The organism is Bacillus sp. 95MFCvi2.1 (genome assembly GCF_000374965.1).
GTDB classification, from domain to species: Bacteria; Bacillota; Bacilli; order Bacillales; family Bacillaceae_G; genus Bacillus_A; species Bacillus_A pseudomycoides.
In genome coordinates this window covers 1-21,700 of the sequence record NZ_KB895723.1, presented here as the reverse complement: position 1 = coordinate 21,700, position 21,700 = coordinate 1, and the positions used below count along the sequence as shown (strand labels likewise).

The window sequence follows — 21,700 nt, the reverse complement described above, 5'->3', positions numbered from 1 at the left end:
GTTTTTTTCCAAAATGTTGGCGGTACCCCATGCCCATCAACTTAAGAAAAATACCCCCAAAAAAAAAACGAAAAAAATGAGCTGACTTCTTAAAGTGAGTACCTATAGAGAAAGAATTTTTTTGTTTAGGGGGTACTTCAAAACCTTAGCTTGATGGGCATGGGGTACCGCCACATCGCTATCAAGCTAAGAAATACAAATACCCCCAAAACGAGAAAATTGAGAACGAGAAGTGATTTTTTATTGGCCTATATCCTTTATGTAGATAGTCACAAGAGTTAATATGTATAATATATAAACTAAAGAATAGTTGTTATAAAATTCGTAACAAAAATTCATATGGAGGGTATTAAAAGTATGGAGAAAAAAATCTTATCTGAGACAGTAAATGACATGATATTATCTGGTAAGAAAGTTGATACAATTAAAAATAAAGATGAAATTAAAAGAGTATTTGCCAATGAAGGAATACCCTTTTTTGATAAAGTAATTGATTTTCAAGTATCATTTGGTGGCATTTGGTATAAAATTGGTGAAAGATTTTATACAGGTTTCCGAATGGATATGTTTTTCTTCAATGAATTTGAAGAAAAATATGAACTTAAATTTTTTAAAAAAGAAAACGGAAAATACTATGTTCAATGTATGGATTATCATTATGCAGGAGATTTTGGACCTTGTATTGATGAGGATGGGAAAATATATCGTTTCTGCATGGGACGTTTTTTCATTAGAGCTGACAATATAGAAGAATTTTTAGATGATGATGCAATTAAATATTATATGGTTAATAAGCATAAAACTTGGCTAACACGTGGGGCTAAAATTAGTGAAATTGATGAGTTTAAAAATACGGAAGCTTTAAATAAAATTAAGAGAGAATCATTTTCAGATAAATATTTTGAGTGGTGGTGCAATACCGAAGAAACAATTTTTGTAAGAATTGATTTAGTAAATAAATATGGTTATGCAAAAGTATATTGTAAAGATCAAAAGATATTAGAGCAATTGTATAAGTCGGACATACCAGTAAGTGTTTTTCCACCTAATAACTGAAAATAAATATTAATATTGAACCAAAGTAGTTTATTTTAGAGGTCCGGCCACATCGCTATCAAGCTAAGGTTTTACACTATCCATAAAGCAAAAAAGACGTTATCCTTTCTATATATGCCTACAAAAAGTATAGCGTTTTTTTATATTAGAATAAATGAAAAATTAAATTATATTAATATTCTTATGTGTTGGGTGAACACTTATTTTCTTCATATAACGTATTAACATGCTGTTTTAAATTTTTGATGAATAATAGAATCTCTTGACTAGACATTCTAGCATGTTGAAGGTGAAATATGTTGCCTTTTCCAATTTCTAACTCGTTTGAATTCAATGTAATAGGGATATTCATAAAGACATGCCATGGAAAATACAAGTGTACAAAAGTTTCTCTAAAATATATACCCGATTGACAAATTAATACGCCATCCGATCCTTTACTCAAATTACCAAGGACAGAGGTATCTAAAAAAGCAATAATTTCTTCTTCTTTTGAAACAACATATCGTGCCCAAATTTCCTTTAGCTTTTTGTCTGAAATATGAGTGTCTACAAATAATCCATTATCAGGTTCTAATAATTCATCGTACGTCTCAAACAAAGAGCAGATTGATTTTATCTCATCAATTTTTATAACTGGATGTATATCATTTTGCTTTGAATTATGGAACGAATTTGTAAGAGCTACAAGTAATTCTTTAAATAACTGCGGTGGATAATCACTGCCGTTAATATTAAAACTTTTTTGTGCATCAAAAGATAAAAAACCATCTTTATCAATTTCGATTTGTTGCACTTCATTTAATTTATCCCATTTCATATTTCCTTTACCTAATAACCAATTTTTCCAATATAAACCCGAACTTGTAAAATAAACACCATATTTTCCCGAGCCAAATAAATTGCAACTTAAAAATGCAATAATCCGATCATCCGTTGGTATAGAGAAACGTTTTTTTGCAATTGATAAGAAATCTTCAGGTATTCTAGTAACATAAAATCTAGACTGCTGATATTCTAAACAAATATCAGTTAAACGATTAATATCTATATTCAGCATGATAATTCTCCGTTTCTTATATATTTTTGATATGTAAATTATAATATTATCAGGTAAATATTAACACTTAAAATTCACTTAAATTGAGAGGCACTCTATTGGATTCTAAAATAAATTTGTATTAAATTGAAAAATTTATTATTTACTTTTATCGTTTTGGGGTAGTGTCTTCTTATTAGCTTGATAGCGATGGGATAGCACCATCAAAACGCGAATTTCGTACGCTAAGGTACAATCGAGCTTGATTCCTAAAAACACAAGTCGTGGAACAAGCAATTCTATCGTATCAAAGAAGATAATTAGGAGTTCCTTATCTTGTTTTATTAAAGTGTTCGTTCGATAAAACATATAAAAGGCAGACCATTTTACTGGTCTGCCTTTTGAAGTATCATTTAAGCTTTCTCGTTTTCCCAATCTTTTCTAAGTAACCCCATAATATGAATGTCATGGTAACTACCGAACCTAAATAATTCTTCTTTTAAAGTCCCTTCTACGGAAAATCCGCATTTTTCATAAGAAGCGATAGCTCTTTTGTTGTAACTAAACACTTGGAGCTTGACTTTATTTACATTCATATAATTGAAAATAAAGTCAACCAGTATTTGCATTGAATCAGTTCCATAACCTTTCCCTTGATATTCAGGACCTATTGAAACGCCAACGTGACAAGTACCATTTTTCCAGTTCACTAGGTAAACAGCTATTGTCCCAATAAAGATCTTTTCATCTTTAAGTTCAATACCAAACATGTAATCCTCTTTATCAGAACTTATTTCATTAAGAAATTTTCCATGGTCACTCTCAGTAGGAGGAAATGGTATTCCATCATTCATTAATAACCGGCTCTCCATTACATCTTCAATGTTATAGTAGTTTCCGTAATCCTCTTTTGTTATTTTTCGTAGAGTGACTTTATTACCTGTTAAAAATCTTTTACTATATTGCTTAATCAAATTAATATCCCCCAATTAATACGCAGGGGTATGCAGTAAGGGTTATTTTACTGTACCCTTGCGACGTTTTTTTTGTTCTTTTAGTTTTTTTAAAACATCTACTGCAATGCTCGTTAACATAGGCTTATCTCCCTTTTCTCTAGATAATAAAAGTATATATTACATTATAAGAATTTTCAATCATTTCATCGAGGCTAATGAAAGAAGTAAACATTCAAGGGGTAGCTAAAAAAATCGTTCCAAAAACGACCGTTTTAGGGACGATTTGGTACCGGTTAGTCAACATGGGGTACAGCCAGCATTTCGGAAAAAACCACGATAAGCAAATTAGACAAGAAATAAGCGGGTTTTTCCCCTGTTAAGAGTAAGCCTATTTATGAAAAATAAAATTCTTTAAAATTGGAGAGCTGACACCATAAACCTGCATTATTAATGTAGAATTTTGATGTCGGCTCTTTATTTACTAAAATAGCAAGTTAGTGAATAAATTGTTCATATTTTTTCGGGAGGAGGTTAAGCAATGAGAGCACCGTATCAAGTATTGATATTTCCTTATATAAAAACTGACGATTCCATTCAATATGCCATTTTTAATCGAAGTGATTATGGTTATTGGCAAGGAATAGCTGGTGGTGGAGAAGATGGTGAGACTCCTATTGAATCAGCAAAACGGGAAGCGTTTGAAGAGGCGGGTATTATAAGAGAATATCCATATATAAAACTAGATTCTGTGTCTTCACTACCAGTAGAGGATGTAGTTGGTGAATTTCTTTGGGGAGAAGATGTTTATGTAATAAAAGAATTTTCTTTTGGAGTTAAAGTTCCTACAAAAAATATTGAATTATCCAAAGAACACTTCAATTATAAATGGCTATGCTTTGAGGAAGCAATAACGCTTTTGAAATGGGATAGTAACAAAACAGCATTGTGGGAATTAAACAAAAGGCTGTTAAAACAATTAAAGTGTTAGTTAACAAAGCCGATAGTGGAGCGAGAAGTAAACAATTTAAAAAAACTTTGCTACATATGTAGCAAAGTTTTTTTCTTAACGTACGAAATTCGCGTTATGTTGGTGGGACCCCATGCCCATCAAGCTAAGTAAAGTAACTCCCCAAAAACGAGAAAATTGATATCTTCAGGTGAAAATGTACAATTTTTTTGTTTTGGGGAACAACCAATTTCTTAAGTTGATGGGCATGGGGTCACCATATCAAAAAAAGAAAATTGTACGTTTAGACACACTTGTCCAGAAAGCCCTACCTTATTGAACAAGGTTATTGACTCCTAGCGTACAATCTTTCACTTTTGGTGATGTGACACCTATAATGTAAATATACTTTTTTCAAAGGAGGAATCTAATGTATATATCAAACAGAATTGGCTTATTTAGTTGGATTACAACTTGCCTATACTTTCTAATTGAACCTTTCTTTATTTTCACTTCTACAGTACCTTATAACTATTTGCATCATGCAATGAGTGATCTAGGTGTAACAACCTGTGGAAAATTCACCTATGAAATAGCTCCTTATGAAATATGCTCTCCTAATCATTTTTGGATGAATTTACTCTTTATTATTAATGGATTAACATTTTGTATTGGAGTACTATACATTTCACAACATCTAGAAAAAACAAAAATTAATAAAATAGCAACATTTTTTATACTTATAATAGGAGTCTCCACTATAGTTTCAGGATTAATTCCTGCAGATGTAAACCTAATTGGGCATTCTATTCTAGTTTGGATAGGTATGCTTACTGTATATCCAGGATTATTTATTTTTGCTAGGAATCTTAAAAAAGCTAAAAAATGGACATATTTCTGTTTACTAAGCTTAATATTAATAATAATCCTTATCTCACTTGTTTTTCTTTTCCCTTTACCTTCAGGTCTACTACAAAGACTTTTTTATTTAGTTCTTTTCGTTTGGGGAACTGTATCAACCTACAAATTAATTAAATAAAGAATTTCTGTACAAAACATGAAATTGTACGTTACAGCACAATTTGGACACAAATTAAGGTATTTACTGTATGTTAAGACTATTTTTTCGGCTAAATAAGGACTATTCGGGACATTTGGAGTTGGAAAATCAACTCTTATATTAAAAATTTAATTGCCGATACTCATTCGCAAATAGAAAAAACGAATTGTTGTTTGTAAAGGTATACCTTTACAAACACTTAAAGAACATCTATGAAACATTGAAATATCAAGTTTATAAAGATGGTTTGAATTGTTTATAAACGTTTATTTTTAATGAATACCTTTATAAACGAAAGTGGTATAATTGTGGTAACAAATGTAAGGAGAATACCAAACGTGACAAATATTTATGGATATATACGTGTAAGTACAAAAGATCAAAATGAACAACGTCAATTACATAAGATGATGGAACGAGGAGTGGAAGCTCGGCGTATTTTTGTCGATAAAGCAAGTGGACGACATTTTGATCGCCCTCAGTATCAATTATTACGAAAAATATTAAGTACAGGTGATATTGTTTACATAGATGCCTTAGATCGTATGGGGCGTAATTATGATGAAGTAATTGCGGAGTGGAAATACATAACTAGAGAATTACAAGCAGATATTGTTGTTTTAGAAAATGAAACGCTGTTTGATAGTCGTAAATTTCGTGAGATGGGTGATATGGGGAAATTAATGGAAGACCAATTCTTATCTTTGCTTTCCTATGTTGCAGATCAAGAACGTAAAAAAATTCATCAGCGACAAGCGGAAGGAATTGCAGTAGCAAAATCTCAAGGGAAGCATTTAGGACGTCCTCAATTTAACCTTTCAACATTAAGCTCAAAGCAATTACTTCTAATAGAAGAAACTTATCCGAAGTGGAAAAATAGAGAAATAACTGGGGTTCAATTCATGGAGGTACTAGACTTGAAGAAAAATACTTTTTACAAAGTAATAAAAGAATATGAAAATACATTAAATGTCGGAGACTAAAATATGAAGAGTAAATTAATTATTGTGCTATGCCTTATAGGTATATTGGTTCCTAGTTCAAAAACTTTAGCAAATGGAGAAATTATTACAAAAAAAGAAGTGCGTAATTATTATTATATTGTAGATAAAGAAAACAACAATTATACGTGGAAAATTGGTTGTAAAAGTTCTAATTCAATAATAAAGGAAAATAAGGAAAATGAGTTGAACTTAGAAGATTTTCGAAAGGCCGTTAACAAATTAAGCCAACAAAATTTAGAATTGTATGTATCAATAGTATATTTGGTTATATTACTTTTAATTCTCTTAATATCTTTCATAAAAAAGAAACATGATATTCCAAAATGGTTTTTGATATTCATGTTTGTTCTATTAATAATATCAATAAATGCTGTAGTGCAGACATCAATTAGTTTATCTGTAACAGATAAAGAAGTACAATTTCTTTATCTAAGACTAACTCACTAAAAAAGATCCCCTAATTATGATTTTAATTTCAAGTGATATTTTTTATTGCTTCTAAAGATCTAGTATAGGTTATTTAAAGATTTGTATACCAAATAAACCCTATCGGGTTTCGTTTTTTTAGATTACGCTACATGATTGTGAGACATAGAAAAGTTGTATACGACACCTAAGATATCAAAGACTGTTTTCTTCTCATACCTATGGGATTTTCGTCCGTTTTTATGTAAGAGATTAAACAGCCGAAACAATATTCATGTTAATTCTTGGGTGTCTTTTTGTAGAGCTTGATAAAGAAGTAGAAAATAATCTTTAATAATAGGCGATGTTTTAAAACAATGTTGAAATTATATAACTTTTAAGGGAAGACATTTTGACTTCCCTTAATTCGCTTTTAAAGAAGATTATACATCAATCATTTTTTATTTTATTATCATTTAACGTATATATGTTTTTTCAGCCATTGTCTGAAATACTGCAACTGTTCCTCAGTATGGAAATAGTGTTCTCCATTCTCCATTACTTGCAAATTACAGTTAAAACGTTTATTAAATTCAGATACAACGTCAAACTCACATAAGTTATCTTCTGAACCATAGAGAATTGAAGTTGGATTATTCCAAGCAACAATAGGATGTTCTTTCACATAACAGTAGTAATCCCAATAGAGAGTTTGTCCAATAGGTGTAGAAATTTCTTTCTCTATTTTTAGTCTACTCTCACTTACGTTAAACCATGTCATCATATTATTTATGATACGTTCCATATTTACCACGGGAGAGAGAAACAAGCACTGCTTCAACGGCTCATGGCTATATTCTAATAGACTAAAATACGCTCCCATGCTACAAGCAAAAATGCTTATATTATTTGATAACGATTTTGCATAGGTCATAATTGTATTAAGGTCTTGGACACAGTTTTGAACTTTGCAAAGATAAGTATCATCCTTACGGTCACCATGTTGAGGTAAATCAAAACTAAGCACTTGATAACCTACTGCTGTTGCTTCTTCTGCAAATACAATAATTGAGTCATCTGCCTTGTTTGACATGTTACCATGCACCACCACAAATAACTTATCTGATTTGTCACCCCACAAAACCGCTGGAATATTTTCTATTTTAAAATTATTTTTCATCATTACAATTTATCCTCCATGAAATACAAATAATTCGTCATTCCTAATATTACAAATGTATATACCTAAATAAATATTGGCTCTCTTTCTTTAAAATCTGTTATTCTTGTATAAGCATGGGCTACATTGCATTGAACCATAAAGTTCTTGATTTTAACAACTTCTTTGTCAGTTTCAAATAATTGTAGCCATTTAAACCAATACAAATAATTGCTGATATATTTAGTTGCAACACCATTAAACTTATTCATCCACTTTTTTAATTTGCTGTGTACAGCATTAATGTGTTGAATATGGTAAATTCCTTCTTTATGTTTTCCTCTTTGTATACGCTTATGTTCCAATGAAAAATCTTTGGCAATCTGAACATAACTCTTATGACTGTCAGTACAAAAGATAGAGTTATCCCCTACACGACCGTCATAGAGTCTTTCTAATTCTTGGTGTGTCATTCTACCTCTACATAGTAACTCCATAATTAGATTACCCTGTCTATCAATAGCAGTAGCAATACAAACCTGTTCGTTAGATATACCTCTCTTTTTAATCTGTTTTCCTCTTTTACGAGATTTTCTCGGCATTTTAGAAGGTTTTGTACCTTTGAAACTCTCTGCAAAGAATACTTCATCAGCCTCAATTACACCCTCAACAGAGCCTACACCAAAAAATGACCTTATACAATCAAGTATTTTGTGTCTCCAAAAGAAACTTGTTGCAATATTAATCTCTACAATTTTAGCACTCTTTCTAATGGAATAACCTGCAATCATACATTTAGCGTATTTAAGCCATTTATCTAATGTTTTCTTGCTTTTGTAAGTGGCAGAGTTTGTGAAGTCAGTAAAAGTCTTATTGCAGGATTTACAAATATATCGTTGCTTCCCTTTATACTTGCCGTTTCTTGATACAGTTTCAGCACTACAATGTGGGCAGGTTTTTCCCTTGGCAAATCTAAATTCCTTGACTTCTTGTGTTACTTGACCTACTTGTGTACCTAATACAAGTAGGTCTTCTAAATAGGAAAGCAACTGTTCTTGTTGAGATACTGATAGTTTTTGAATATCTGAAATCAAAGAATTAACACTTGCCATAATAATACCTCCAAACCTGTATGTATATATGGCTTAATTATAGTATATCTTCTATTAATATATTAATTTTCAACATCTATTTAAAACATAGCCTAATAATATAAATCGCTTTATATTCGCTTAATTCTCGTTTCTTCTTGATGAGGAGTAATTGACGCATTTGAAACATGGTGGAGGAACAAAGAAGGATACTTATTAATTGTCCGTATAAGTGACATTCTAATCGTTCTAATTTTACAGAATTACAATGATGAATACGAAAAAATGATTTCAATGTTTTAAAAATCCTATCTCTCTAGCTAATTTCTCTAAATCATCAGGTGACATATATCGTTGCAACTCTTTAGAAAACAATTCTAGTTCATCAAAAACGCCATCCTTTCCTATGATTCTACAGAAAGAATAGCGTATTTTTTCACTTTAAGGAAATTTAGTTTAGTTAGCTTGATAGCGATGGGGCGGTACCCCATTTCAGGGATCTTTTTATGTTAAATAAAAATTATTTAACACCAACAGCATCAAATGCTTTATTTACGGAAGTAACCTCAGCTGATTGTGTTCCATATAAATCTGCGGCGGACTGTACAAGGGCTTGTCTTGCTTGAGAAAATGTTGCCGATTCTGTTAGATATTGAGTATTTGCGCGATAAAAGATTTTACCCATTTTATCTTTACCAATACCATTTACAGTTACCCCATAATGAGTACCACCCTCTGCAACGAGATACGCTGCTTTATTGATAATCCCACTATTTGTGTGTACTAATTTGCTTTGATTTGTTCCTGTATAACGTTTAGAATAATGGTCTGGATCACCGTATTGTGTTGGATCGCTCATAGAACGAAGGGCTTGTCCTGATTGGAAGAATAAATCTTCCCCAATTAAATAATCAGGTTTTGAATTATTATAATATTCAATTAATGTACCGAAAATATCTGACATTGCTTCATTAAGTGCGCCAGATTCATCTTGATATATTAAATTGGATGATGACTCTGTAACTGCATGTGTTAGTTCATGGCCAACAGCATCAATTGCAGCTGTAAATGAACGTGTTGATCCATCTCCATCCCCATATACCATTTGTTTTAGTTCCGGACTCCAAAATGCGTTTCCATACTGTTGTCCAAAATGAACAGATGAAACAATTTTAGCCCCATTTCCGTCATAGGAGTTTCTTCCCTGAACTTTTTTATAATAATCATATACCATTCCTGCATAAGTATGAGCATCTACAGCTGCTTGTGCATTTTTGCTTGTAAAACTGTTAGTGTTATTACTAAAAAGGACACCTGGAAGAAACGAAGTGTCATCATCACTTCCTTGATTTTGTGCATCATACGTATAAATTCCCTGTCCACGCGTTTTATCTGCTAAATAATAAGTATTATTAGATTTTAAGAGGTTCAAATTTTTGGTATTTCCAAATGAATCTTTCCCTGTCCCAGTTGTTACTGTTTCGGTAATATTTCTTGGATTTTTTGCTGCATGTAAGACTTCAATATGGTCTAGGATTTTTCCAGTCTCTGCTTCAACAAAATAATCATGGCTACCTGGTTGTGGGGATAAAAATCCTAAATGAACATAATATGCATAGGATACTGTGTCATCTTTTGCATATACTACAAGTTCAGATGTTGGTTTCACATCATAGTTTGGTTTAAATCCTAGTTCCTTTTCAGCAAAGGACACTGCTTCATTGGCAGAAATTTTTTGATTTGGTTGTTGTAATTTTTGGTCTAAATCAGGAATAACAGTTCCTGAAAAAACAGTTAATACTCCTTTATTATCAACATGTGCAACTTGTGTAGATCCCCATACTGGAACACCATTATATGTTTGTTGTAATCGAACAACTTTTGCTCCTAACGTATCATCTTCTTGTTTCTTTACAGTGAATGATTCTTTAGCACTTTTGGTACCTAGTTTATATTTGTCCTTATTTTCATCAACATATCGAAATACTACATCCTCAGTTTTTGTTGAAGATGGTGTAGTCAGCTGTCCAGAAATAAACTCTGTAGACTTGATAGCCTCATTATACTTCTCTGTAGACAGCACATTATTTGATGTAGCTGCATAGCTAGATGTCGGTAAACTAATTGATGTAGCAACAATACCAGCTGACAATAAAACTACTAAACTTTGTTTCTTTGTTTTCATATTTCTGTCTCCTTTGTTTTTACATCCTGTTTTAAACAGAATATTTATATTTTTTGAAAATTATATATATACATATACATTCTGTAAAGGTAGTCAATTGTAAAAAATGGGAAATAATTCATATTATTTCAATCTGTTTACCTGTAATTTTGGTTGTACAAGACCTTAAAGTGTTGAGTTTTCTGGATTTTCATAATAAATATGCAATTTTGCATATTTGGGTCCCACCACATGCCCAGCAAGCTAAGATTTTGAATTGTCCCCAAAACGATTATTTTGGGACAATCGAATAACAAGCGACTTTCGCCTGTTTTTTGTAAAAAAACTTTCCTAATACTCATCTCAAAAACTATGTTCTTAAAACGTACATTTATAATTTATTTTCTTCACAGCAAAAAAGATAAGATCAAGGACTCGATCTTATCTTTAGCATAAGGAGAAAACAATAGGGTGATAACCATCACATTTCTATTATATTGTAATTTCTGGAAATTTTTAATATTAAAACCATAAATAAATATGATATCTATATTGAGAAAATTAGTTATAAAAACAATAAAAATGAAAGTAAACTTTTGAATATTAATTTGCTTTCATTTTTAAAACACTAAATTTCAATGTTCTACTTTTTTAATATGTAATATTGCATATAATTTATAGTTGATAATCATTATTACTGTAACTATAACAGTTACAGTAAGGTTAATATTAAAATTACAACATGAATGGAGATGTTATAAAATGGGTATGAAAAAAATCATTTTAGCTGGTGCATTAGGAGCTGCAGCACTTGCAGGAACAAATTTACCAGGATTAGAAGTAACAAAAGCTAGTGCAGCTTCTATTGAATCAAATATATCAACAATTGAAGGTCGTGTAGTTGAGATTAGTAATAATGTTATATTTGTAGAATCAAAACAATATACAGATCCTATCAGTATCAATTTTGATTCTATACCAAATGTAAAAATAGGAGATCAAGTAAAAGTTACTGGTACAATGATGCGTAATTTTACTGAATATATGATTGCAAATTCTATTGAAAATAAATCATTAACACCAGGAATGCATTTAAAAGAAAATGGTCGACCTGATTATGTAGTAGGAGAAATTAGTGAAAAAGGAAAAATTGATGAATACGTAGACGTACCTATAGATTATGTACTTGTTAAATATCCTAAAATCAACGGTGGAGATGAAATTCTAGAAGTTTACTTAACACAAGGACAAAAACTTAATGTCGGTGACAAAGTTAAAGTAAATAATATGGAATTTGCACAATGGGGTGGAAGTTCTATAAATTGGAGCATAGAAAACAACATTGAAAAAATTCAAGAATCGAAAACTTCAAATCAAACTAATGATGATCAATGGATTTGGTCTTAGTAAAACATTATTATTTATTTTAGTTATTCTTTTCTATCAGTTATACCAACCAACAAATATATAAAATCCTAATGTATTTGTTTAAATTGTTTGACCATTAACATTAGTACTATCTAAAAAAAGAACTTGTAGTCCTTCTACAAGTTCTTTTTTGTTTTTTTACAAAACTGAAAATAAACTTTTGAATATTTGTTTACATTCATTTCCCCTAAAATATTGACTTCACCCCATGCCCATCAACTTAAGAAAACAAATTCACCCCAAAACGAAAAAAGTGAACTTAATTATCATGAATAAATGTGGCGTAAAAAATGTTGTTATGGGCATATTTCGAAATCTTAGAGAGAATAAAAAAAGATATTGTTATATTCTTAAATCTGTAATATAATGAATTTATAGAATTCCTAATATTCAGAAATTTAAAGAGGAGGAAATAACATGACAATCGCAATGGCAGTTTTAAAATTTTTAGGTGGAGTACTTCCATTCGTACAAGAGCTTTTAAAAGCATTTATGTAAGTTTATTATTCCGCAATTATTTATAAAAATTATCATACAAATGATCTGTATATCAAAGAAGAATTGATGTGCAGATCATTTATGTGAGCAGTCTTAGAAATTAGAAAAAGAATCCCAAAAGAAATAAGGGATTCTTTTTTTTGATTAATATATTTGTTTCATCCAAATATAAAAATAAATTTTTGTTGCTATATAATTATATGTACATATAATTATATAGAGATATTTATTATTATAATAATTAGGAGAGAAAAAAATGAAAAAATTAATTATTTCGGGTGTATGTGCAGCGGTACTTGGTTCGACTTTTTTTGCGCAGAATTCTTTTGCTGAAACAACAAGTAATAACTCAAATCAGAATATAAAAGCAGCGAGCGCTCAAACAAGTAGTTTTATAGATGTACCTCAATCGCATTGGGCGTATAAAGAGATTCAGTACATGGCTGATCATAATATAATGCTAGGATTTGGTAATGGTTATTTTGGTGCCAAAGATAAAGTGAAACGTGAAGAATTAGCAGTATTTTTATATAGAATGATTAAGGTTCCTGACGGTCCTTATAAGAATCTTAAACCTTTCAATGACATAGATGGTTCAAATTTTGAAAAGGAAATTGTGGCAGTATACAATAATGGCATTTTTCCTTATCTGAAGGATGAAAAATTTGATCCTAAGCGCGATATAAAACGAGCAGAAATTGCAGTTTCGTTTAGAACTGCCTTTGGGTTAACTAGGAAATTTGATCATCAATTTAATGATACGCAAGGTCACTGGGCAAGTGAAGAGATTAAAATTTTATATAGTAATGGTATAACTAGTGGTATAGGTGATAACAAATTTGATCCAGAGGGTTTCGTAACACGTGAACAGTTGGCTGTATTCTTATATAAAGCTATCTCAGCATCATCAAAGCCGCTCCAAGTAAACTAACTATTTAAAACTGGCTCATACGAGTTGGTTTTTTCTTTGCAGGAATTTGTTTTTAAATCTGATTGTATATCAAATTTTTCCTTATGTTGATCATATGTGATTAGATATAGAAATTATCTTTTTCGTCTTTATTGATTCCAATATATTTAAGAGTAATTTGTGGTGTATTGTGATTTAGTATTTCTTGCAACATTGCTACATCTTTTGTTTGTTTATAGAACCAATAACCGAAGGTTTTGCGCATGGTGTGGGTCCCAATGGATTCTACACCGGCAAAGTCTCCGGCTTTTTGCAATTGTCGATAGGCTTGGATTTTACTAATGGGTTGATTTCCTTTACGTGAAGGGAATAACCAGGTATTCTCTACTGTTTGGGCGTGTTGATATACTTCGTCAAAAATAGAAGTAAGATTAATAATCCGTTCTTTCTTCGTTTTCCCTCTTTTACTTTTAATTCTTTTCTACGTTTTCGTTTTAATTTTAAAATCATATGAGTCTCTAATTGAAGTAGATCACTTACTCGTAGACCTGTATTGATCCCAATCGTGAATAAGATGTAGTCTCTTTCTGAACAGTGACGTTTAAGAGCCCATTTCATATCTTCAATCTGATCTTTACTTCGGATGGGTTGGACATCAATGAGATGTGTTTTTTTGTTCATGTGTTTCTATACCTCTTTATTTATATTGTTTTGAATGTATACTTTTCTTGCTGATTTTGATAATATCAGGGGAATTGGGGTGAAGTCACATACCCATCAAGCTAAGGTTGAGTCTTTTATGAACTTCCTTTCTTGTTGCCTACATACTTGATAATTTGTTTATTTGTTTTTAAAAATACGCATACCAAATAAACCTTGATACGGTGTATTTTTAAAGATTATGCAGTTTTTTGCTTTAGATTGGATACAGTAAACTGATAAACGACACCTAAAATGTCAAAAACTGTCTTTTTCTCATATCGATGGGATTTCCGTCCGTTTTTCTGTAAGAAGTCAAACAGACGAAGGAAAATTTTTGATACTTCTTGGGTGTCTTGTTGTATAGCTTCATATACTAAGTACAGATGATCTTGAATCATATAAATTGCTTTATACTCACTTAATTCTTTTTGTTTTTTCTGTAGTAACAGCTGTCGCATTTTGAACATAGTGGAAGAACAAAGAAAAATAGCGATCAACTGTCCATAAAGATGACATTCTAGACGCTCTCGCTTAATATTGTGACAATGATTGATACCAAAAAGAGATTTCCATGTTTTAAATACAATCTCTATTTGCCAACGTAGTGAGTAGATATCATGAACCTGTTCCATCGGAACAATTTCCCATGGTATGTTGGTAATATAAACGTTGATTTCTGTTAATCGTTTACTTTTTTCAGAGTATGTAACTCCTTTTTTCTTTTCAACATAGGTTTGCTGTTTCCTACGTTTATGTGTTTGAGTCGATGTCAGTCTGTATATTACAACTCGTGAGGGTAATTTTTTCTGTCCAATATAGGTATTCCGAATTTCATAAGTATCTCCTGGTTTTATCTGATGCATAATATCTTCAAGGTTAAGTAAAACATGTAGGGATTGCTTTTTTACTGTCCCATCCAGAAAGAATTCTGGAGAATCATTTTTTACATATACTCTATTATTTAATTTCAACCGTGAAACATAGAATACACCTCGTTGATCTATCTGGTCTAAATCTTTTAGAGAAAAGTATCCTAAATCTCGAATACATAAATCTCCTGTGCGTAAGGTATCTAAACAATCTGTACCAAAGGTTTTATCATTATTTTTACCTGGCTCCATTTGAAAGTTGAGGAATTTTCCACTATGTAAATCATACTCTAGCTGAATTTTAATACCGGCTGTTTGTGCACATCCACCTGACCCAGGATAAATAGGAGCCAAATGATTAGGGACTTGAAAAATAGTAGCATCTAAAATACGTATACGTTGAAAATAAGAAGTATATTGGTTTTGGATTTGAGACGAATCGTTTAGTTGGCTTTTGACTAAAAGGGAGAATACACGCTGTAGAAATATAACAGCGCATCGGTTAAAACGTTGATTAAGTCCTTCTGGACTCATGAGTGTAGCTGTATTGGCATAAAGTTGACTACATAATCGAGTGAGGGAATCACTTGCTACATGTTGACTGATCCAAATACATAAAGCAGCCAAATCTTGTGCACCATACTTACTTTTACGTTTTACAAAACCTGTCTCTTGTGCAAGTTGTTGAAGAATATGTGGAGATAGATATCGCTGTAGTTCTTCAGCGAACAAATGAAACTCATCTTGAATCGATAGATTCATAAAAAAACGCCATCCTTTCTGTATATTTCTACAAAAAGAATAACGCTTTCTATAAATTATGGATATAATTTCATCTTAAGTTGATAGTAATGTATCGTGCCCCGTATATTATAACTTCTTTTTGTTTACTTTTAAATATGGATTAGCACCGTCTTTTTTACCAAATTTCATTAAAAAGTTACAAATATATTTAATGTGTTATGTCAAAAACATTTGACAATACAATTGAGATTTTTTACAATTGATATGTAAAAAACTTTTGACATTTTGATTATGAAAAATGGAGAAGAGATATGAAAAATATTATAAAGGATTTGAGAGAGAAAAAGGGATTGTCGCAAGAACACTTGGCTAATAAATGTGGGGTAAGTAGACAAACAATCAATGCAATTGAAAATAATAAGTATGATCCTACATTAAAATTAGCTTTTAGTCTTTCAGAAGTATTGAATACAACAGTAGATGAACTTTTTTTTAAGAAAGGAGTATAGAATTATGAATTATTTAGTATATTTTGTGGGGGCTATATTGTGGGCTTATATTAATGGATTTTTTACAAGTGATAAAGGATCAGCTCCTTGGATTAAAGATGATGAAAGAGATAAAGATATTAAACATAAAGCAATTATAGCAAGTTGGTCAGGGATCTTTTTCTTTTGTATAATTGGAATTTTTAATAAAGCATTAGGTCTAGGTGGTGCTCAAAAATCCCCATATCTTCCAGAACCGATAGCTACTATTTTACAAGAAAATGTTGAAATACAAGTTTTACTTATTCTTTTGCTAATGTATGGAATTTTTTATATTTATTATAGAAAGCAAATGAGTGCTTAGTTGTTATTTAGATAGTTTACCAACAGTTTAATTCGTTCTAAATGTTTTATTTGTGTATATAGATTAATAACTATTAAAATTCTTATTTTTATCAATCTTTATTCCAAATCAACACAAAAAACGGTTATCCTTTCTGATCTTGCTCGTTTAGTTTAGAAAGAATAACCGTTTTTTGTACTTGGGGGTACTAAAATTTCTTAGCTTGATGGGCATGCGGCTGTACCCCTATTAAGTCTACCTATTCATCCCCCGAGAAAATATATAAATAAAAAAGATAAGAACAGAACTCGGTCTTATCTATGGCATAAGGAGAAACAACTAGGGTGATAACCATCACTTTTTTATCATATTACATTAACTGTTAATTTTGAATATTATATCTAAAATCAGTGACAATATCTATATTGAGAAATTTATTACTAATTTGTTTGTACAGTATCAACAGGTACACCTTTTGATTCACTTTTTATTACTACGTATTCAAAGATGTGGAGAGCCTTTGGATTGTCTATAAAAGTATACCGTTACAAACAACCTGATATGATCTAAAGGATATATATTTTCTAATGAAAATACAAAAGATTTGGTACAGAAAGAGTGTATTCAAAAAATCAACTATGTAAATTAAATTAAGAAGAGTTCTTCTAAAATGCTATACTATATGTTGGATAAAAATTCCACATAAATGAGTTTATTACTAATTGAAGGGTGAAGGAGGATCAGTTTGAACAAAAAAATTTTAAATTTTTTAGTATATAGTACTTTGAATGTCTTTATGTATCTAATGGTATATTTCTTTGCCATAAAACCTGCTATTATGACAGCAACAACTGTGGACTATAATAGGATGAAATTTTTAACTTTACTATTTGTACTTATAGTAATTTCAATCCTATATGGTTCTATAATGAAAAAAATTATTCGTCATAATTCCAAACTTTCGCATTCAATTACAAATGAAAGCATACTGTTTACGTTTAGCCATATTTTTACTGCTTTTATTTTCTTGGCTATAATGTTCATTTAACTCATATATAATGTGTGTTATAAGTGAATTTAGTAAGTTTCAAGATAGATTGCTTACCCATAAGTGGTGTTATGTTAACCTTACATGAATAAGGTATTCATTGTTAAGTTGCTAAAAGAGGGTTATATTTTAAATTAAATATTAAGGAGAGAACTAAATATGTCTAATGAAGTTTTACCGTTTGTAGTGAGGATGGCAACTGACGAGGATTTTAAAGGTATATCAAAATTAAAAAAACAAGTTCAACAGTTACATATAGAAGGAAGACCAGATTTATACGCTGATACTTTAGTTTCTTTGGAACGAAATACGTACGAAGCATGGCTTAACGACAGAACCGTAGAGGTATTTGTAGTAGAGGACAATAATAAAGAGGTTCTTGCTTACATGATTTTAGATATTAAAGAATTAGCCAATAATCCAATATTACTTGAGCGAAAAATCCTCTTTATCCGCAATATTGGTGTAAGTAAAATATGTCGAGGAACAGGAATAGGAAAAACATTGGTTCAGAAAGCATTTGAGTATGCAAAAGAAATACAGGCAATCAGTGTAGAGTTAAATGTTTTAGAGTTTAACGAGAAGGCTATAAGTTTCTATGAAAAACTTGGATTTAAAACTAAGAGTCGGCAAATGGAATGTGGATTGCCTAATGCTTAGAATTAATTTCGCTAATTATATCACGTGCAGTAGAGGCTTTGCGCTCAAAGGGAGTAGATATTCCTGAGGAGTATCTTTAACACCTATCTCCCCTTGGTTGGGAACATATCACATTAACGGGTGATTATGTATGGAGCTTGAAGAAAAAAACAAACGTTAATAATCTACGTCCGTTACAAGATAAGGATTCAATGAAAAAGCAATAAAATAGGCGACCGGTTCCTTAACGTATAGTGAACCGGTTAATTTTTGTCTAAATTGTTTCTAAACGTACAATTTTCTTTTTTTGATATGGTGAGTCCATGTAGGCAACAAGAACGGAAGTTCATGGAAGACCCAACCTTAGCTTGATGGGCATGGGGTCCCGCCAGCCAAATGACATAAAAACCACGTTAAGACATTTTTCGGAAGTGAAAACCTTGATTTTTGTAAGCTAAGGATTGTAACTAAAACGACCATTTTTGTTACAGCAGTTTGTATCAAAATATGAAGTCAAGTAAACCAGCAATCTCGGCGTAACAAAAATGTGTAACAAAATTATTTGTAACAATATATAATAAAAGACATTTTTGATACAATAAAAATAAAAAAAGGAAGAATTACATGAAATTTGGATATATGCGAGTGTCTACGATTGATCAAAATTTAGATCGCCAAGAACAACAATTAAAAGAAGCCGGTTGTGAGCGTATTTTCTTTGAAAAAATAACAGGAGTTAAACGAGATCGTCCTGAGTTGAATCGTATGTTAGAATTTCTACGCCAAGGAGATACAGTAGTAGTAACAGATTTGACTCGTCTTTCTCGTTCTACAAAAGATTTAATTGAAATTGCCGAACTCATTTCTCAAAAAGGAGTAAACTTGAAAAGTCTAAAAAAAGCTTGGCTTGATACAACAACAGCACACGGAAAAAGGTTCTGGTGCAAAGATAAAATGAAAACCAGTAAAACGCATATATTCCTAACAGAATTGTATTTTATGCCACAAGTTCAAACAATTGATGGATGAACTCTTTCTGATTTTGGACAGATTGATCCCGTATAAGATAATATCAGGCTGATAGTGCTTCCATTTGAACAAATTTTTCTTTTCCATACCGATCACACACCTTTTTAGAGTAATAGTATCAGTATGTCCAAGTTTTATAGATTTTTTGCACCAGAACCATATCAAGCGACGTTTTTCCCAATCCGCAGGATTTCAAAATCTTCGTCATGCTTCACGTACCTTGAAAGGAATCGAAACCATTCATGCTATATATAAACAAAACCGCCGTTTGCGACCAAACTGCGGTTTTTCAACGTACAATGAATTGCAAAAGTTACTTACAATTGCTTGAGATTCAATTGCGCTCAACCTAAATTTTTATCTCTTAAGAAACTCTGCAACAGAACCTTTTGATGCATATTCATAAGAAGCACGTCCCCCTTTCTCATTAATATAAGAGAATGGTAACGTGCTTTTAACTACAAGAATAGTCCAAATCCTTAAGTTGATGGATGTGCGGCTGGACCCCAAAATAATGTTTATGAGGAATTATAATAGAATTAAATGGGTTATTATTTATAACAATTGTTTCTCAACTTTTTTTAAAAGGTTTCTCCGTTAATTCGCAGAAAAATTTACAAATATTAGGTTTATTGTAGAATATAAAAATAACCCGTATTTAATAAATTTTATTTCGGATTAACATAAATAGCCTATTAAAAAAATAAAACAAAGGAATCTCTTAATTAAATAAAATGTACGCGATATCACTAACACAATATACTTAAATTCAAAAAATCAACAGTAAGGAGAGGTTTGTATGAAATTTAAGAAAAAAATAATGTGCACAACATTATTTTTTGGTATTTTGGTCACTCAAAATCCGCTAGACAGTACAATTGCTTTAGCATCAACAATAGATAATTATCAAAAAAGCCAAGATGAATTAGCTACTAATAACTTAAACGAAAATCAACAACTTAATATAAAAAATGCATTAGATTATGTAAATAACTGGTGGAATAATAGGAATCCTGATTATGCAAAATGGGATCCAAATGATTGTATGAATTATGTCTCTCAAATTCTAAAAGCTGGCGGAATAAAAGAAACACTTCCATCAACTATACAACCTTCAGGAATTGATTCAAATAAAAATTACTGGTACAGCAAAAAACAAGGAGATAATATTTTTACTGAATCTAGCACATGGATAAACGTCGAAGATTTTTATACCTTTTGGAGTAATACTCAAAAAGTAATTACACCAGATAAATTAAATATTATGAGAGATATTGAAGTTGGAGATGTTATACAACTTCAAAAAAAATCAGGAGGAAGTTACTATCATGCAATGTTTGTAGTAAAAAAGGATTCAGAAACTGTTTATTTAACAGGACATACTAACGATAGAGAAGCTTTAGATATTAGAAATATACAAGGAGATAATTTCCGAGTAATTAAATTTTCTAGGTAAGAATCACGGTTCTGTTGCAAAAAATTCGAAATATCTGGAAGTAATCTCCCAAACTTGGACATACTGATACTAGTACTCTAAAAAAGGACGTGATCAGTATGAAAAAACAAAATCTATTCAAGTGGAAACATTATCAACCTGATATTATTTTATTAACCGTAAGATGGTATCTACGATACAACCTCCGTTTTCGTGATTTAGTCGAAATGATGGAAGAACGCGGGCTATTTATTGCTTATACAACCATCATGCGCTGGGTTCATCAATATGGCCCTGAATTAGATGAGCGATTAAGGTGTCATCTTAAGACAACCAATGATTCTTGGCGAGTTGATGAGACGTATGTGAAGGTCAAAGGTTAATGGATGTACCTGTATCGTGCTGTCGATTCGAAAGGAAACACCATCGATTTTTACCTAAGCAAAGCAAGAAACCACAAGGCTGCAAAGCGATTCTTCAAGAAAGCTTTGCAGTCTTTTCATATTTCTGAGCCTCGTGTCGTGACAGTCGATAAGAATCCAGCTTATCCTATAGCAGTTGAAGAATTGAGAAAAGAAAAAAAGATGCCATTAGGCATCCAACTAAGGCAAGTGAAATATCTCAATAACATAGTGGAACAAGATCATCGGTTTATTAAAAAGCGAGTTCGTTCGATGTTAGGATTGA

General features: G+C 31.2%; 19 protein-coding genes and 7 pseudogenes. 16 read left to right on the top strand and 10 right to left on the bottom strand.

What is annotated here, in order from left to right:
• The first annotated feature begins 357 nt into the window (after nt 1-357).
• On the top strand, nt 358-1,056 hold the full coding sequence (locus C568_RS0126560; protein ID WP_018783236.1) for a hypothetical protein: 699 nt from the start codon (nt 358-360) through the stop codon (nt 1,054-1,056).
• Nucleotides 1,057-1,237: 181 nt separating this feature from the next.
• Here C568_RS0126560 and C568_RS0126555 read toward each other — a convergent pair whose 3' ends face one another.
• From C568_RS0126555 to C568_RS0126545, 3 genes are all read right to left on the bottom strand, one after another.
• Complete coding sequence (locus C568_RS0126555) at nt 1,238-2,116, bottom strand: hypothetical protein (protein WP_018783235.1); 879 nt, start codon at nt 2,114-2,116, stop codon at nt 1,238-1,240.
• A gap of 138 nt (nt 2,117-2,254) precedes the next feature.
• A complete protein-coding gene (locus tag C568_RS0126550; protein ID WP_018783234.1) occupies nt 2,255-2,530 on the bottom strand; it encodes a hypothetical protein in 276 nt (91 codons plus the stop codon).
• Complete coding sequence (locus C568_RS0126545) at nt 2,509-3,069, bottom strand: GNAT family N-acetyltransferase (RefSeq protein ID WP_018783233.1); 561 nt, start codon at nt 3,067-3,069, stop codon at nt 2,509-2,511. Before C568_RS0126545 ends, C568_RS0126550 begins: the two co-directional genes overlap by 22 nt.
• Nucleotides 3,070-3,589: 520 nt before the next feature.
• On the opposite strand from C568_RS0126545, the gene C568_RS0126540 reads away from it, so the two are divergent.
• The 4 genes from C568_RS0126540 to C568_RS0126525 all read left to right on the top strand — a co-directional run bounded on the left by C568_RS0126540 (nt 3,590) and on the right by C568_RS0126525 (nt 6,508).
• Nucleotides 3,590-4,039 (top strand): NUDIX hydrolase, encoded by a 450-nt coding sequence (locus C568_RS0126540; RefSeq protein WP_018783232.1) that lies wholly within the window; start codon nt 3,590-3,592, stop codon nt 4,037-4,039.
• Nucleotides 4,040-4,427: 388 nt separating this feature from the next.
• Entirely contained in the window at nt 4,428-5,036 is a 609-nt protein-coding gene (locus C568_RS0126535) for a DUF998 domain-containing protein (protein ID WP_018783231.1), read from the top strand.
• Between the two features lie 329 nt (nt 5,037-5,365).
• Entirely contained in the window at nt 5,366-6,040 is a 675-nt protein-coding gene (locus tag C568_RS0126530) for a recombinase family protein (RefSeq protein ID WP_080739958.1), read from the top strand.
• Nucleotides 6,041-6,043: 3 nt separating this feature from the next.
• Complete coding sequence (locus C568_RS0126525; RefSeq protein WP_018783229.1) at nt 6,044-6,508, top strand: hypothetical protein; 465 nt, start codon at nt 6,044-6,046, stop codon at nt 6,506-6,508.
• A gap of 122 nt (nt 6,509-6,630) precedes the next feature.
• Here the strand turns inward: C568_RS0126525 and C568_RS33785 are convergent.
• The 5 genes and pseudogenes from C568_RS33785 to C568_RS0126510 all read right to left on the bottom strand — a co-directional run.
• Nucleotides 6,631-6,828, bottom strand: a pseudogene (locus tag C568_RS33785) (IS4 family transposase); the annotation flags it as partial.
• 110 nt (nt 6,829-6,938) lie between these two features.
• A complete protein-coding gene (locus tag C568_RS0126520; protein ID WP_018783228.1) occupies nt 6,939-7,649 on the bottom strand; it encodes an alpha/beta hydrolase in 711 nt (236 codons plus the stop codon).
• 62 nt (nt 7,650-7,711) lie between these two features.
• Nucleotides 7,712-8,737: an IS1595-like element ISBth19 family transposase gene (locus C568_RS33780; protein ID WP_018783227.1), complete on the bottom strand. Its 1,026-nt coding sequence runs from the start codon at nt 8,735-8,737 to the stop codon at nt 7,712-7,714.
• Between the two features lie 91 nt (nt 8,738-8,828).
• A pseudogene (locus tag C568_RS33775) lies at nt 8,829-9,023 on the bottom strand (IS4 family transposase); the annotation flags it as partial.
• A 213-nt stretch (nt 9,024-9,236) separates the two neighbouring features.
• Entirely contained in the window at nt 9,237-10,901 is a 1,665-nt protein-coding gene (locus C568_RS0126510; RefSeq protein WP_018783226.1) for a M4 family metallopeptidase, read from the bottom strand.
• A 741-nt stretch (nt 10,902-11,642) separates the two neighbouring features.
• On the opposite strand from C568_RS0126510, the gene C568_RS0126505 reads away from it, so the two are divergent.
• Both C568_RS0126505 and C568_RS0126495 read left to right on the top strand, forming a co-directional pair.
• Nucleotides 11,643-12,287 (top strand): F0F1 ATP synthase subunit alpha, encoded by a 645-nt coding sequence (locus C568_RS0126505; RefSeq protein ID WP_018767543.1) that lies wholly within the window; start codon nt 11,643-11,645, stop codon nt 12,285-12,287.
• 775 nt (nt 12,288-13,062) lie between these two features.
• The gene (locus C568_RS0126495; RefSeq protein WP_018783224.1) at nt 13,063-13,737 is read left to right on the top strand and encodes an S-layer homology domain-containing protein; all 675 of its coding nucleotides are present in this window, start codon (nt 13,063-13,065) and stop codon (nt 13,735-13,737) included.
• A gap of 100 nt (nt 13,738-13,837) precedes the next feature.
• Here C568_RS0126495 and C568_RS32185 read toward each other — a convergent pair.
• Nucleotides 13,838-14,397, bottom strand: a pseudogene (locus C568_RS32185) (tyrosine-type recombinase/integrase).
• 218 nt (nt 14,398-14,615) lie between these two features.
• Nucleotides 14,616-16,049, bottom strand: a complete 1,434-nt coding sequence (locus C568_RS0126485) for an IS4 family transposase (protein WP_018783223.1) — start codon at nt 16,047-16,049, stop codon at nt 14,616-14,618.
• 293 nt (nt 16,050-16,342) lie between these two features.
• Here C568_RS0126485 and C568_RS0126480 point away from each other — a divergent pair, with 293 nt between their 5' ends.
• The 9 genes and pseudogenes from C568_RS0126480 to C568_RS33760 form a co-directional block, all read left to right on the top strand.
• Nucleotides 16,343-16,540 carry a helix-turn-helix transcriptional regulator gene (locus C568_RS0126480; protein ID WP_018783222.1) on the top strand — a complete coding sequence of 66 codons (198 nt, stop codon included), beginning with the start codon at nt 16,343-16,345 and terminating at the stop codon, nt 16,538-16,540.
• 4 nt (nt 16,541-16,544) lie between these two features.
• On the top strand, nt 16,545-16,883 hold the full coding sequence (locus C568_RS0126475; protein ID WP_002107182.1) for a hypothetical protein: 339 nt from the start codon (nt 16,545-16,547) through the stop codon (nt 16,881-16,883).
• Nucleotides 16,884-17,607: 724 nt separating this feature from the next.
• Nucleotides 17,608-17,910, top strand: a complete 303-nt coding sequence (locus C568_RS35810; RefSeq protein ID WP_018783221.1) for a hypothetical protein — start codon at nt 17,608-17,610, stop codon at nt 17,908-17,910.
• Nucleotides 17,911-18,069: 159 nt separating this feature from the next.
• Nucleotides 18,070-18,570 (top strand): GNAT family N-acetyltransferase, encoded by a 501-nt coding sequence (locus tag C568_RS0126465; RefSeq protein WP_018783220.1) that lies wholly within the window; start codon nt 18,070-18,072, stop codon nt 18,568-18,570.
• Between the two features lie 8 nt (nt 18,571-18,578).
• Nucleotides 18,579-18,776, top strand: a pseudogene (locus C568_RS35805) (Tn3 family transposase); the annotation flags it as partial.
• A gap of 397 nt (nt 18,777-19,173) precedes the next feature.
• A pseudogene (locus C568_RS31325) lies at nt 19,174-19,482 on the top strand (recombinase family protein); the annotation flags it as partial.
• A gap of 253 nt (nt 19,483-19,735) precedes the next feature.
• A pseudogene (locus C568_RS35800) lies at nt 19,736-19,909 on the top strand (IS6 family transposase); the annotation flags it as partial.
• Nucleotides 19,910-20,377: 468 nt separating this feature from the next.
• Complete coding sequence (locus C568_RS0126455; RefSeq protein WP_018783218.1) at nt 20,378-21,034, top strand: amidase domain-containing protein; 657 nt, start codon at nt 20,378-20,380, stop codon at nt 21,032-21,034.
• A 98-nt stretch (nt 21,035-21,132) separates the two neighbouring features.
• A pseudogene (locus tag C568_RS33760) lies at nt 21,133-21,700 on the top strand (IS6 family transposase); the annotation flags it as partial.

Bases quoted from the DNA above. Each gene is read 5' to 3' on its own strand.
- C568_RS0126560 (WP_018783236.1), top strand. From the start codon at position 358: ATGGAGAAAAAAATCTTATCTGAGACAGTAAATGACATGATATTATCT.
- C568_RS33780 (WP_018783227.1), bottom strand. From the start codon at position 8,737: ATGGCAAGTGTTAATTCTTTGATTTCAGATATTCAAAAACTATCAGTA.
- C568_RS0126510 (WP_018783226.1), bottom strand. From the start codon at position 10,901: ATGAAAACAAAGAAACAAAGTTTAGTAGTTTTATTGTCAGCTGGTATT.
- C568_RS0126535 (WP_018783231.1), top strand. From the start codon at position 4,428: ATGTATATATCAAACAGAATTGGCTTATTTAGTTGGATTACAACTTGC.
- C568_RS0126495 (WP_018783224.1), top strand. From the start codon at position 13,063: ATGAAAAAATTAATTATTTCGGGTGTATGTGCAGCGGTACTTGGTTCG.
- C568_RS0126465 (WP_018783220.1), top strand. From the start codon at position 18,070: ATGTCTAATGAAGTTTTACCGTTTGTAGTGAGGATGGCAACTGACGAG.
- C568_RS0126525 (WP_018783229.1), top strand. From the start codon at position 6,044: ATGAAGAGTAAATTAATTATTGTGCTATGCCTTATAGGTATATTGGTT.
- C568_RS0126480 (WP_018783222.1), top strand. From the start codon at position 16,343: ATGAAAAATATTATAAAGGATTTGAGAGAGAAAAAGGGATTGTCGCAA.
- C568_RS0126505 (WP_018767543.1), top strand. From the start codon at position 11,643: ATGGGTATGAAAAAAATCATTTTAGCTGGTGCATTAGGAGCTGCAGCA.
- C568_RS0126555 (WP_018783235.1), bottom strand. From the start codon at position 2,116: ATGCTGAATATAGATATTAATCGTTTAACTGATATTTGTTTAGAATAT.
- C568_RS0126540 (WP_018783232.1), top strand. From the start codon at position 3,590: ATGAGAGCACCGTATCAAGTATTGATATTTCCTTATATAAAAACTGAC.
- C568_RS0126455 (WP_018783218.1), top strand. From the start codon at position 20,378: ATGAAATTTAAGAAAAAAATAATGTGCACAACATTATTTTTTGGTATT.
- C568_RS0126475 (WP_002107182.1), top strand. From the start codon at position 16,545: ATGAATTATTTAGTATATTTTGTGGGGGCTATATTGTGGGCTTATATT.
- C568_RS0126520 (WP_018783228.1), bottom strand. From the start codon at position 7,649: ATGATGAAAAATAATTTTAAAATAGAAAATATTCCAGCGGTTTTGTGG.
- C568_RS0126485 (WP_018783223.1), bottom strand. From the start codon at position 16,049: ATGAATCTATCGATTCAAGATGAGTTTCATTTGTTCGCTGAAGAACTA.